Here is an 11,915-nt window from a genome sequence, read left to right as displayed (position 1 = left end):
CTGTCCTTTCCTCACCTCATCGAATCAGAATTTAATACGAGTGAGCGGAGGGGTTACTGTTTTTGCAGACGAAGTTTCATATGATGGAGCAGCAGCAGCAGCAGCGGAAGGAAAATCCCGCAGGTCAAATCCCAGTCAATCCAGTACGGAATGACAATTTTCAGATAAAAGGTTTCATTCGGCGCGACCAGCAGAGAGAAGGCTAATATAAGCAGTGAACTTGGCAGAATCAAAATTCGATAGCTGGACAATCGAAACAGGTGAGCCAGGCCGAGTGCAAAGCTATAGAAGAAAAGTACCGTTTTGAAAAAAACAGCGATGACCCAGACAGAAGCCATAAAAGCTTCAATCCGCTGAAGGAAATTTCCGATGTTAATCATTCGGGACAGGTTAAAGGATGTAAACCAGTGATGCTCTGTCAGAAAGGGCCCCAGAACGAGCAGACATATACTTAGTGTTAGGGTTAGCAATAAACCGCCAATCATACCCATGAGTAGAAAATCTCTTTTTAAATGGGTTCCGCGCTCTGTGTAGGGTAAAAGCATCATAAAAATGCACAATTCACAGTATGGATATGTAAGTACGGCAATAAAACCTTGGAATGGGCTGAGAAGGCCTTGTCCAAGAATGGGCTTTATGTTCTCAAGTTCTGCTTTGGGCAGCAGGCAGAGTGTTAGAATGATCAGAAATAGAACGACCAGAGGCAAAAATATCTCTGCAGTTCTGCCGATATTAGGCAATCCTGAACGCAGCCCCCATGCGAGTGCAACGATGAAAGTCAGATGTATCGCCCATAACGGCGAATTTTTCAATATTTCTGTGCCCATAAAATCGCCCATCTCACGGATAAAGGTTGATGAGCTGATTAGAAAATAAAAAATATAGAACACACTAACGATTGCTCCAATCCATGGTCCCAGAATTCGAAATACATGTTCGATCAGATTCAGACGCGGGTTCATATTATAAACAGCCAGCGTAATCAGGAGCACGCCCATTCCTCCTGCTACGCCTACTAAGGAGGAGATCCAGGCATCCTGCTTGGCATAAGATGTGATCATGGAAGGGAAGAAAAGAATCTGCTCCCCGATTGTGCAAAGGAACATAAGCGAAGCAAGCTGCCTGACGGTCAAACGTCCCTTTTCAATCATTCGCTAAATCTCCTTCATCTGTCATGGTCTGGATTAAGTTAGGATGTGCCAATACTTCTGTTTTTATCAACCATCAAGAAATAAGCCTGAACCGCTCATTCTCGGCGCTAAAGCGTGTGAGAGATGAGGGTCAGGCTTTTTTGGCTGTAACCTGTATGGACAGGAAAAATCCTAAGAGTAAGAGGAAAGTAGGTGTAAGTAACGAGCAGGTGAATGCGTATATTACTGCCGCTGAACATGTTTGAGAAATGTGTGCTCGGCACTGCATATGTTGTGAAGTGGCAGGTTAAAGCTTATGCTTCAGCAATCAGGCGGATGCCGATGTTTTGCGGGTCTGCCGCGTACCATACTCCACCATCATGAGTAACCTCAATGCCGGATTGACTCAAACGCTGCGCAGCCTGTTCAGCTTCATGGGCATGGGCGAACACGATTGTAAAATAGTCGATGCCGGTAGCGTTCGCTGGATTAACGGGAGCATTGACACCAGCCCAGATGTTCAGCCCGAGATGGTGATGGTAACCGCCTGCGGATACGAATAATGCAGACATATTGGCGAAGTTGCCTACAACGTCAAATCCCAGAATTCCGGAGTAAAAGCTGCGTGCTTCTTCCAGACTGCGAACGTGGAAGTGAACGTGACCAATCACCGTGCCAGCAGGCAGACCACTCCAGGTTGCATCTTCCGAAAGATCAAACAGACTCTGCACATCGACCGGGTCAGCGGCCATGATGTAATTATTGTCGGCATCGCGTCTCCACGTGTCACGTGGTCGGTCGGCGTAGATTTCAATTCCGTTCAGATCAGGGTCGGAAATATAAAAGGCTTCACTCACCAGATGATCGCCTTGACCAATGTCTATTCCCGATGCTACGAGATTACGAACGGCAAGTCCAAGCGATTTGCGGTCAGGCAGGAGAATAGCAAAATGGTACAGGCCGGCATGAGTGCGTTCAGGCAAAGTGATGCTGTTGCTTACTTCTTCAAGGCGTAAAAGAGAATGTAGGCCGTCTGCGGTCAGCGTAGCGACCTGATCTTGCCTTGTCAGCAATTTTAAGCCGACAACCTCCGTATAAAACTGGATGGAACGATCCAGATTGCTAATTTTCAGACTGACTTCACCCAAATGGGTAGTTGCTGGAATTTGATAAGTGGTGCTCATGATGATTTCCTCCTTTAAATGTGAGTTGGACTGATACAATACGAGTTGAGCTGTAAAGGAAAAAGGTCGAACCACCAATAATGGTGAAACCACACTAATTCGAAAATAAAGTTATGGAACCTCTGGAGAGTGAGTGTAAAAAAACAGATAAGAAATAGCTGGAACTCAGCTATCAAAACATAAATAAGTTACTTTTCATAAGTTAATATAAAATATAAACTCGCGTTCGTCAACGTAATTTTCGCGGTAACTTAGAATTAACGACTTATATGGCTATCTAATTCAGATCATAACCACAAAAAAAGCTCATCAGCCAAAAGGCTGATAAACGTAGGGTTTATCAGAAAACACTGAAGGATGCAGATTTTTCCGGATATTACTCTAAGCCATTAACCTCCCGCGGGCGTGCCGGGCATGTCAAAGGAATGTGACGCAGAAGGGGGTGAAAAGGCGGCAAAAGATGCATTTCAGAGCTTGAAGGCACACCACATGTGGCTGACCACCTTGTCATGAGACAGGGGCACTGCGTATTGAGAGCTCTTCCAAGTTGCGAAACATGCAAGCGAATATAAGTATTTCAAGCAGGTACAAGTTGGTGTAAACGCTAACGAATCGAGAATGCGCTATTTGGCCTGATTTAATCCAATCACAAACGTAACGATTCTGAGGAACGCTATATTTGCCTTTTGTGCTCATTTTGCATGATTTTTCTTGTTATTGCAGCGAATAGCGTCTATAGGAATCGTTACATTTCTATATCATCTAAAAAGGGCGGAATAGGGCTTGTACGATTCGTTAGCGTGTAGATATACATGTTCTGACATTAAAAAGATGTTATGTCGTGTAGCTATTGCATAAGCAAGATGCTGCGCAAGATGTTCAAGGATGTTAATGTAATTCAAGCTTTTGAGATGTCGAGAGGTTGATGTATCTTGAATACGCTGTTCGTTAAGATTGCGGTAAGTTATGCATAGATATGTTCGGCACTAATTACGTTGCAGTAAAGGTTCGCAGTGATATAGAGAGCGGCTGTTTGCCTAGAGCTGTTCATAGAACTGTTCTCAAATTTCTTTTCGAAAAGGTAGATGTAGAAGTTGTACCGAGAATTAACTTTTACTGCAACTTGATGCGGCCAGTGTATTAAACGTACCAAAGTAAAACGTACCAAAGTAAGCTGCAAAGTAAATTCCAAAGCAAGTACCTAATAATAGAACTTTAAGCAAGAAAAAAAGCACCAAATTAACGTTCCAAAGCTACGTACTAAAGGTACTTACCAAGGCTACATATCGAAGCTGAATTACCGAAGTAGCAAAACCCAAAGTAAGTACCAGACAAAGTACCAAACTAAGTACTAGAGCAATTCTAAAACAAGTACTAAAACAAGTACTAAAACAAGTACTAAAACAAGTACCCAAGCCCGTAAAACCCAAAGCTGGTACCAAAGCAAGCACTAAATTAAATTTCAAAGCTACGTACCAAATTCACAGCAAAACCAAAGCAAGAACCGAAGCGAGTACCGAGGTCCGTATTGAAACAAATACTATAGCTGCATGCCAAAGTTACATACAACCCAAAGTAATTGCCGAAGTCATTACCGAAAATCCGCATGTTAAGCTGGCTCTCCAAGAGAGGTTATGCTTTTGGCTTGGCGGGTGCTTTCTTGCGTTTGGGTGCAGCTGATGCATCGTTTTCTCCTCCGGCAGCCGCTTGAGTGGCTGTTTTGCGCGCAGCACGTTTTTTGGGTTTGGCCGTCGCTGTACCAGGGTCGGCAGGAATTGGCTTAACCGCTTCGATACTGGCTTGAAGGGCAGCCATCAGATCCATGACATTTGCTTCAGGTTTTGCAGGTGCAATCTTGATCTCTTCTCCAGCGACTTTATGCTGAATGAGTTCAAACAGCTTTGCCCGGTAATCATCGGTGTATTTGCTGGGCTCGAATGGCGTGGATAACTGATCGATTAACAGCTTGGCCATGGTCAGCTCTTTTTCGTTAACGTTCTGAACCTCAGGAAGGTTGGGAACCTGGGATACCGGGCGAATCTCATCCGGGTAGAAAATGGTTTCCATCGACAAACAGTTCTCCAGTACACGAATGGCGGCAAGGCTGCTTTTGGAACGAATCGAGACTTTGGCAATGCCGATTTTTCCTGTATCACGCATGGCGTTCATTAGCAGCTGATAAGCGTTTCCACCAGCCTGATCGGGAGAGAGATAATAGGTTTTCTGAAAATAGATGGGATCAATATCCGTTAAATCTACAAAATCCAGAATGGTTATGGTTTTGCTGCTGGACTCGTTTAATGCTTCCAGTTCTTCTTTTTCGAACAGAACAAATTTCCCCTTTTCATATTCGTAACCTTTCGTAATCTCTTCCCACTGGACATCAACCTCGCAGGAGGGGCACTGGCGAACATAAGCAAGCGGACTGCCGCAGACCTTGTGAATATATCGCATGGAGATATCTTTGTCCTCGGTGGCTGAGAACATTTTGACCGGGACATGAACGAGACCGAAACTGATTGCACCTTTCCAGACCGTGTGCATAAAGACGCTCCTTTCGAATTTCTTTTTAACCATAGTATGGTCAGTTGAGATAAGGGATAGTCCTGTGTTTGCGGATTGTACCGAGTTATTCATTGGAGATGAAGGTTAAGTTTAGAATGATAATAATGTGTTCAGTTCAGAATGATAATGATGTGTGATGTGGGGACTTCTCGTTACGCCTGTATGGTTCTGCAAGAGTCGGGGATGATAACAGTAACCAATCTGGGGAGGTGCCATGATGAAGGACAAGAGAGATGAGGAAGAGGCGCACAAGCATGCATTTACACCTTATCCTCTGGAGGATGCCGAAAGTGCGGAGGAATTTTATACCCCTGCAACGGCTGTGAACTGGGAAGCAGTCACATCGGAGAAGCTGCCGCTGGACCGGGAATCGTTTATGCTCGATATTGATCGAATGGTCAATGAGGGATTAGGCGGAGGTCAGGTCACGGAGGATAACGGCTATATTGGTGATAGTACGACAGATACGATGGTTCAGGAAGCTCATGATGAAGACCCGGAAGGAGACTACGAATAATATGATGGATGCCAAGCGAGCTAAAGCAATTTATGATTCGAAGGACACGATTGCGGTGACTCTTGAGGGAGAGCCTGTCTGGATCGAAAATGTAGATGAAGCAAACGGTATGGCCACCGTGCAGGTAGGCAGCAGACCGGGGAATACGCAAACTGTACGGGTGGATCGTCTGGAGGAATAGGAGACTTTGGGGCGAAGTTGCTTGATAACAGCTGTAGATGTTTCCTCGAGAGGTCTAGTAAAAGGATATCATCATGACCGTACATTTGGTTGATCCAACTTGAGTCTTATCTAACAACCGGTACCGAAGTGGTACCGGTTTATTTGTTTTGATTTTTTGCATGATAAGGCCAAAGAGATGGTTATGATGTCTAGGGTTTCCAGCAGTTCCCTTTGATGTTGCGGGCGAGGAAAGGGACCGATATAATAAGGGTCAAAGTGAACTCAGGCGGGAAGCCGTCAAAGGTGGGGCATATATATTGAATCAGACGCATGAGCAGTGGGTATACCACTCGCATAACCTTGCAGATACAGAAGCGCTTGCGTCCGCACTTGCATTGCAGGCACACCCTGGAATGGTGATTGCACTGGACGGGGATTTGGGCGCGGGTAAAACCGCATTTTCACAGAAGTTTGCCTGGCATTTGGGCGTAAGGGATGTCGTAAGCAGTCCAACGTTCACGCTAATTAAGGAATACGAGGGGCGATTACCACTTTATCACATGGATGTGTATCGTATCTCCCTGGAAGAAGCGGACGAGCTTGGGCTTGAAGAATATTTTTATGGGGCAGGCGTTAGTCTGGTAGAGTGGTCCAGCATCATTCCCGAACTGCTGCCACAGGAGCACCTTCATGTGCAGATTGAGACAACGGGGCTGGAGGATCGAACGATTACACTGGATGGGTATGGCGAGGCATATGCCGCGCTGTGTCGACAGTTCAGACAGAATGGAGTTATAGGATGAATGAGGGTGTAGAAAAGAAGAGCTTGAATGAGGGTGTAGAGAAGAAGAGCTTGAATGAGGATGTAGAAAAGAAGAGCTTGAATGAAGATGTTGAGAAAAAAAGCATGACTGAAGATTTGGAAAGTCAGGGATCTGCAGGAGAAGTCGAAAAAAAAGGAACGATGGAAGATTTGCAAAATAAGCCGCGGCAGCGGTTTTTGGTGCTGGATACATCCACCGCGGTGATGGCCGCAGCGGTGATGGAGGAACGCTCGCTGCTGGAGGAGCGCAATGAACGTGCCGAGCGAAATCACTCGGTACACGTTGTACCCGTGATGGAGCAGCTGCTTGCTGCGAGCAGCACGGAACCAGGCCAGCTGAGCGGCATCGCCGTCGGCATTGGCCCGGGCTCGTACACGGGCATCCGCATTGCGGTGACCGCGGCGAAGACGCTGGCCTGGGCATGGGACATCCCCGTTGCCGGGGTGTCCAGCCTGCAGGCCCTCGCCTGGGGCGGCTGGCACAGCGGCCTCGCCGCCAAGGCGCAAGCTGCGGCAGAGCCTGCCGCAGCAGCCGGGGCTGGCGGAACGCCATCCGCGGACCAGGGCGGCACCAGTGCCGCCCCTGTCCACTGGATCGTTCCGCTCGTGGATGCGCGGCGCGGTCAAGCCTATACCGCGCTATTCGCCTCCGCCGGCGGCGATGCACCCCGCCGGCTGGCGCCGGATGCCATCCGCCGAATGGACGGATGGCTGGAGGAACTCGCCGCCCGCCTGGCGGAGGCGGCGCCGGAAGAGCGGCCCGCTGCCGTCTGGATCGTCGGCGAGACGGGCCCGCATGCGGCAGCAGCGGCAGAGCTTCGCTGCCCCGCAGGAACGGCGCTCCAGCTTGTCCCGTATGAGCTGGAGGGCCGCTGGATTGGGCGCCTTGGCGCCGAAGCGCTGCTTGCAGGTCAGCGTGACGACGTACATGCCTTGGTGCCGAACTACACCCAGCTGTCCGAAGCGGAAGCGAACCTGCTGCGCAAAGGCTGAAGGGAGAGGGAAAACGGATGGGCAACACAGCGATGGAAGGACAGGACGATCTGTTTCAGTTCAGACTCATGACGGTGGAAGACATACCCGATGTGATGGAGATTGAACATGAGGCATTTACCCTCCCTTGGACGGAAGAGGCTTTTCACAATGAACTGAAGAATAATCATTTTGCTAAATATATGGTCATGGAGCACGGCGGCACAGCGATCGGTTATGCAGGCATGTGGACGATTATGGACGAGGCCCACATTACCAATATCGCGGTGAGAAAAGCATATCAGGGTCGCAAGCTGGGCGAGAAGCTGCTGGACGAGTTGATGAAAACAGCAGCATACCTCGGTATGGAACGAATGACGCTGGAGGTCAGAGTATCCAATATTGTGGCCCAGAACTTGTATCAGAAAAAAGGGTTTGAATCGGCAGGTCTGCGCAAAGGATACTACTCCGATAATGGAGAGGATGCAATGATCATGTGGGCGGCACTGCCGCCTGTCAGCCGGAGCGGCGAAGAGGAAGGAAGCGTACAGGATTCATGAACGATCTTATAGATAAGCAAGGTTCCGCCCCATCCTACATTTTGGCGGTGGAGACCAGCTGTGATGAAACATCGGTAGCGGTGGTCAAGGATGGACATGAAGTGCTGTCCAATCTGATCTCCAGTCAGGTGGAAACACATAAAGCGTTTGGCGGAGTTGTTCCCGAGGTGGCTTCGCGTAAGCACGTTGAAGTCATCACACTGATGCTGGAGCAGGCAATTGAACAGTCCGGCATTCGTGCTCGTGACCTGAGCGCGATTGCAGTTACACAAGGCCCCGGCTTGGTCGGCGCACTGCTTGTGGGAATTGTAGCAGCGAAAACACTCGCTATGGCCTTGGGCAAACCGCTCATCGGCACACATCATATAGCCGGTCATATTTATGCCAATCGCCTTGTACGGGAGCTGCAATATCCGGCAATGGCTCTTGTGGTGTCGGGCGGGCATACGGAGCTTGTGCATCTGGAGTCTGAAGGCAAGTTCAAGCTGATCGGCCGCACACGTGATGATGCTGTGGGTGAAGCGTATGACAAAGTGGCTCGTGCCCTCGGCTGCCCTTATCCGGGTGGACCGCACGTGGACCGTATGGCGTCCGAAGCGGAGCACGCTGTACCTTTGCCAAGGGTGTGGCTTGAAGCAGGGTCATATGACTTCAGTCTCAGCGGATTGAAATCGGCGGTGCTCAATGCACTGAATCAGGCCAAAATGCGCGGTGAAACTTTGGAGCCCTCTGCAGTAGCACGCGGGTTTCAGGAAGCGGTAGTGGAGGTTCTGGTGGAAAAAGCGGTGCGTGCCGTGCGTGAATATGGCTCGCGTCAGCTGCTCCTCTGCGGTGGGGTCGCAGCCAATCGGGGCTTGCGCACAGCGCTGCAGGAACGCTGTGCGAAGGAAGGGCTCGAGCTGGTCATTCCGCCAATGGAATATTGTACGGATAATGCAGCCATGATCGGAGCGGCTGCTCATCTGAAATGGATTCGCGGCGAGGGTACTGATTTTGATGCGAAGGCAGACCCTGGACTTTCGCTGGAAGCGTGGTCGGTACAATCCTGAGCACAAAATAAATAGTTGACAGCGGTTTGAGAAGAATGTATATTAGTTACAAATTTAAGGAGATGTTCTCCTGAAACGATGAATGAATTAAACAGATAAACGCAATGAACAGGAACAGTAAGGTTATTCCCGGTCATTAGAGAGCTGCGGGTTGGTGCAACGCAGACAAAGGACACCTGAAACTCACCTGGAAGCGGAACGATGGAACGCAGCTGTGCAGGAAGAAGCCTAAGGCTGAAGCTGACAATTGCAGTATATCGTTACGGTTTGCCCCCGTGAATGGGCCATTGGGATTGATTTTCTTTTGTAAACCGGACCGGAGTTGCTCCGTTGTCTGTCTGCGTTTAGTTAAAGAAATCAATACACAATACGAGGGGATTTTCAGCCTTTCAATGAACTGTATATCATACAGCACATGATGTGCCAGAGATAGCGGAATTGAACAGGGGGAAGTCAACAAGAGTGGTACCGCGAAGGTGAACAGCCTGTCGTCTCTTGCATTATGCAGGAGAGGCAGGCTTTTTTGATTTTGATTACGCAAAACCATATCAGCAAAGGTAATGAACGGGAGCAGTAGAACGTTCAAGGCGCTCAGAGAGCTGCGGGTTGGTGCGACGCAGTGGCTGGAATCGTTTGAATCTCGCCCGGGAACAGAGCTTTGGAAATCTGGAATATGCTGAACGCCCTGCCTTACAATGGAGCGGTTGTAGACAGTAGTCCATGAGTACAAAGCAACGGCTAACCCCCGTTACAGGGTGTTTCTCTTGAATTGAATGGACTGGACTGGATTCGCAGACAACTGCGTAGTTCGAAGGTACAATGAATTTGGGAGAACACGAGGTGGATGGTGTCAGCACAAGCTGGGCCATCAAGCGAGAGTGGTACCGCGGAGGGGAGAATAACCCGCCGTCTCTTTGATGAGATGGCGGGTTATTTGTATTTTTTGCTGCCGGCAGCAGGGTGGGCAAAGGTAACAACCATATGGTGCAAGTTGGAGCAGGAGTATGCAAGACTGATCAGAACATCTGAAGCAAATCAGAGTGTAAGTCGACGTACACTTTGAATCCACATTTAGGACATAAGCCTTGAGAGCAAACATATAACAACAGCAGGACGTTTTGTTCACAACGAAGGAGTGCTTTGAGGATTTCACTTGATGCAATTCCATTACTGGCCCTGCACAGACAAACAATTTAATGGAGGATGATAAATATGACAACCAATCCGAACAAACGTATGATTGAAATTTTTGATACAACGCTGCGTGACGGAGAACAGGCACCAGGGGCGAGTCTTCAGCCTGAGCAAAAAATTGAACTGGCACACCAGCTGGCTTCGCTTGGCATTGACGTCATTGAGCCTGGATTCCCGATCTCCAGTCCAGGGGAGTTCGCGGCAGTTCAGGCGATTTCGAGACAATTGCAGCAGGTGGAAATTTGCGGGTTTGCGCGCGCAGTCAAAGGAGACATCGATGCTGCAGTGAAAGCTACGGCAGATGCTGCCCGGCGCCGAATTCACCTGTTTATTTCCTCGTCCGACATTCATATTGAGCATCAGCTGCGCCGTCCGCGCAGTGAAGTAGTCGCAACGGCGCGGGAGATGGTTTCGTATGCACGCCAGTTTACCGATATCGTCGAGTTCACAGCGATGGATGCTGCGCGTACCAAAATGGATGATCTCATTGAGATGGTTGAAGTAGCCATTGAGGCGGGGGCGAGCATTATCAATCTGCCGGATACCGTTGGTTATGCACTTCCTCATGAGTACGGCGAGATGTTCCGCCGAGTGCGCGAGGGGGCAAGAGGCGGCGATCAGGTTCGATATAGCGCTCACTGTCATAACGATCTGGGCCTTGCTGTAGCGAACAGTCTGGCGGCTATTGCTAACGGGGCATCACAGATTGAAGTGACAATCAACGGAATCGGGGAGCGAACAGGCAACTGTGCTTTGGAGGAGCTGATTATGGCACTGGAGACCCGTGGAGATGTGATCGGCGCAGCAACCAATATCAAGCTCAATCAGCTGTATGAAACCTCCCGTCAGATCAGCCGTGCCATGCATTTTCCGATTGCCTATAACAAGCCGGTTGTTGGACGTAATGCATTCCAGCATGAGTCGGGCATCCATCAGGACGGCCTGCTGAAGAACCGCAATACGTATGAAATTATGGACCCCGAAGCACTGGGCATTCCGCGCAGTATGATTATTTTGGGCAAACATTCCGGCCGTCATGCCTTGAAGGATCGGGTACGCAAATACGGCTTCGAACCGGATGAGCAGCAGATGGAGCAGCTGTACGAGGTGTTTAAAGAAACTGCAGATCAACAGAAGGTGGTAAGTGATGACCAGCTACTGCAAATGGTAAGCCAAACGATGAACATCCCGGCACAGGACTATGAACTGGTTGAATTGCAGGTTACGGCGGGCAGCATGACAGACCGGATGGCGGCGGTACGCATTCGTACAAGTACAGGTGAACATTCGTATTCGGCGGTTGGCAGCGGTCCGGTTGATGCGACAATTCAGGCCATTGGTCAGTGTATTTCAGATGACATTACGTTTGTAGACATGGAGATGCATGCGCTCAGCGGCGGAGAGGGAGCCAGTGCCGAAGCTGTGATTACGGTCGAACGTGCGGGGCGTGAATTCCGCGGTACGGCTACACATCATGATATCGTGATGGCGGCAGGACTGGCATATGTTGCGGCATGTAATGCAGCCGGGCTGAAGGCCGAGTCGGCAGAAAGTGAAGAAGTGTCTGTTCATTAAAAGTAAAAAAGAGTTTGTTTATTAGGGAAAAACGCTATAGCTATACGAAGGGCTCCTGTTGTCATGGCTTGACGACAGGAGCCCTTTTGTAGTGCGCCCGGCACGGGCGATAACTTGGCGGTGAAAGTCCGCTACAGGCTTGGCAGTAGGAACTGTTAGCCAAGGGCAAGGGTGTCCGTCGCGA

10 protein-coding genes and 1 other annotated feature are annotated in these 11,915 nt (G+C 49.2%); of the genes, 7 read left to right on the top strand and 3 right to left on the bottom strand.

The features are described 5' to 3' along the window. Positions 1-53: 53 nt before the first annotated feature. The 3 genes from HNR77_RS23620 to ku form a co-directional block, all read right to left on the bottom strand. Positions 54-1,151, bottom strand: coding sequence for a GerAB/ArcD/ProY family transporter (locus tag HNR77_RS23620; RefSeq protein ID WP_184189788.1), 1,098 nt, complete (start codon positions 1,149-1,151; stop codon positions 54-56). 293 nt (positions 1,152-1,444) lie between these two features. Next, complete coding sequence (locus HNR77_RS23615; RefSeq protein WP_184189786.1) at positions 1,445-2,314, bottom strand: VOC family protein; 870 nt, start codon at positions 2,312-2,314, stop codon at positions 1,445-1,447. A 1,632-nt stretch (positions 2,315-3,946) separates the two neighbouring features. Next, positions 3,947-4,858: a non-homologous end joining protein Ku gene (gene ku / locus HNR77_RS23610; RefSeq protein ID WP_184189784.1), complete on the bottom strand. Its 912-nt coding sequence runs from the start codon at positions 4,856-4,858 to the stop codon at positions 3,947-3,949. A 238-nt stretch (positions 4,859-5,096) separates the two neighbouring features. On the opposite strand from ku, the gene HNR77_RS23605 reads away from it, so the two are divergent. From HNR77_RS23605 to HNR77_RS23575, 7 genes are all read left to right on the top strand, one after another. Then, positions 5,097-5,396 carry a hypothetical protein gene (locus HNR77_RS23605; protein WP_221443982.1) on the top strand — a complete coding sequence of 100 codons (300 nt, stop codon included), beginning with the start codon at positions 5,097-5,099 and terminating at the stop codon, positions 5,394-5,396. Positions 5,397-5,400: 4 nt separating this feature from the next. Further along, the gene (locus tag HNR77_RS23600) at positions 5,401-5,577 is read left to right on the top strand and encodes an H-type small acid-soluble spore protein (protein ID WP_111270532.1); all 177 of its coding nucleotides are present in this window, start codon (positions 5,401-5,403) and stop codon (positions 5,575-5,577) included. A gap of 298 nt (positions 5,578-5,875) precedes the next feature. Further along, positions 5,876-6,361 (top strand): tRNA (adenosine(37)-N6)-threonylcarbamoyltransferase complex ATPase subunit type 1 TsaE, encoded by a 486-nt coding sequence (tsaE, locus tag HNR77_RS23595; protein ID WP_184189782.1) that lies wholly within the window; start codon positions 5,876-5,878, stop codon positions 6,359-6,361. A gap of 161 nt (positions 6,362-6,522) precedes the next feature. Next, entirely contained in the window at positions 6,523-7,374 is an 852-nt protein-coding gene (gene tsaB, locus HNR77_RS23590) for a tRNA (adenosine(37)-N6)-threonylcarbamoyltransferase complex dimerization subunit type 1 TsaB (RefSeq protein WP_184189872.1), read from the top strand. Positions 7,375-7,391: 17 nt separating this feature from the next. Further along, the gene (rimI, locus tag HNR77_RS23585) at positions 7,392-7,913 is read left to right on the top strand and encodes a ribosomal protein S18-alanine N-acetyltransferase (protein ID WP_260410828.1); all 522 of its coding nucleotides are present in this window, start codon (positions 7,392-7,394) and stop codon (positions 7,911-7,913) included. Beyond that, positions 7,910-8,962, top strand: a complete 1,053-nt coding sequence (tsaD, locus tag HNR77_RS23580; protein ID WP_184189780.1) for a tRNA (adenosine(37)-N6)-threonylcarbamoyltransferase complex transferase subunit TsaD — start codon at positions 7,910-7,912, stop codon at positions 8,960-8,962. Before rimI ends, tsaD begins: the two co-directional genes overlap by 4 nt. 551 nt (positions 8,963-9,513) lie before the next feature. Continuing rightward, positions 9,514-9,879, top strand: a binding site (T-box leader). A 295-nt stretch (positions 9,880-10,174) separates the two neighbouring features. Further along, positions 10,175-11,731, top strand: a complete 1,557-nt coding sequence (locus tag HNR77_RS23575; RefSeq protein ID WP_184189778.1) for a 2-isopropylmalate synthase — start codon at positions 10,175-10,177, stop codon at positions 11,729-11,731. The last annotated feature ends 184 nt before the right edge of the window (positions 11,732-11,915 follow it).

The organism is Paenibacillus sp. JGP012, assembly GCF_014203995.1.
GTDB classification, from domain to species: domain Bacteria; phylum Bacillota; class Bacilli; order Paenibacillales; family Paenibacillaceae; genus Paenibacillus; species Paenibacillus silvae.
Note: the sequence above shows the minus strand (reverse complement) of the source record. Positions and strands in the feature narration are given on the sequence as shown.

What these genes read in the sequence shown, in the direction of transcription:
- HNR77_RS23620 (WP_184189788.1), bottom strand. Translation starts at nt 1,151, where the DNA reads ATGATTGAAAAGGGACGTTTGACCGTCAGGCAGCTTGCTTCGCTTATG.
- HNR77_RS23615 (WP_184189786.1), bottom strand. Translation starts at nt 2,314, where the DNA reads ATGAGCACCACTTATCAAATTCCAGCAACTACCCATTTGGGTGAAGTC.
- ku (WP_184189784.1), bottom strand. Translation starts at nt 4,858, where the DNA reads ATGCACACGGTCTGGAAAGGTGCAATCAGTTTCGGTCTCGTTCATGTC.
- HNR77_RS23605 (WP_221443982.1), top strand. Translation starts at nt 5,097, where the DNA reads ATGAAGGACAAGAGAGATGAGGAAGAGGCGCACAAGCATGCATTTACA.
- HNR77_RS23600 (WP_111270532.1), top strand. Translation starts at nt 5,401, where the DNA reads ATGGATGCCAAGCGAGCTAAAGCAATTTATGATTCGAAGGACACGATT.
- tsaB (WP_184189872.1), top strand. Translation starts at nt 6,523, where the DNA reads ATGGAAGATTTGCAAAATAAGCCGCGGCAGCGGTTTTTGGTGCTGGAT.
- rimI (WP_260410828.1), top strand. Translation starts at nt 7,392, where the DNA reads ATGGGCAACACAGCGATGGAAGGACAGGACGATCTGTTTCAGTTCAGA.
- tsaD (WP_184189780.1), top strand. Translation starts at nt 7,910, where the DNA reads ATGAACGATCTTATAGATAAGCAAGGTTCCGCCCCATCCTACATTTTG.
- HNR77_RS23575 (WP_184189778.1), top strand. Translation starts at nt 10,175, where the DNA reads ATGACAACCAATCCGAACAAACGTATGATTGAAATTTTTGATACAACG.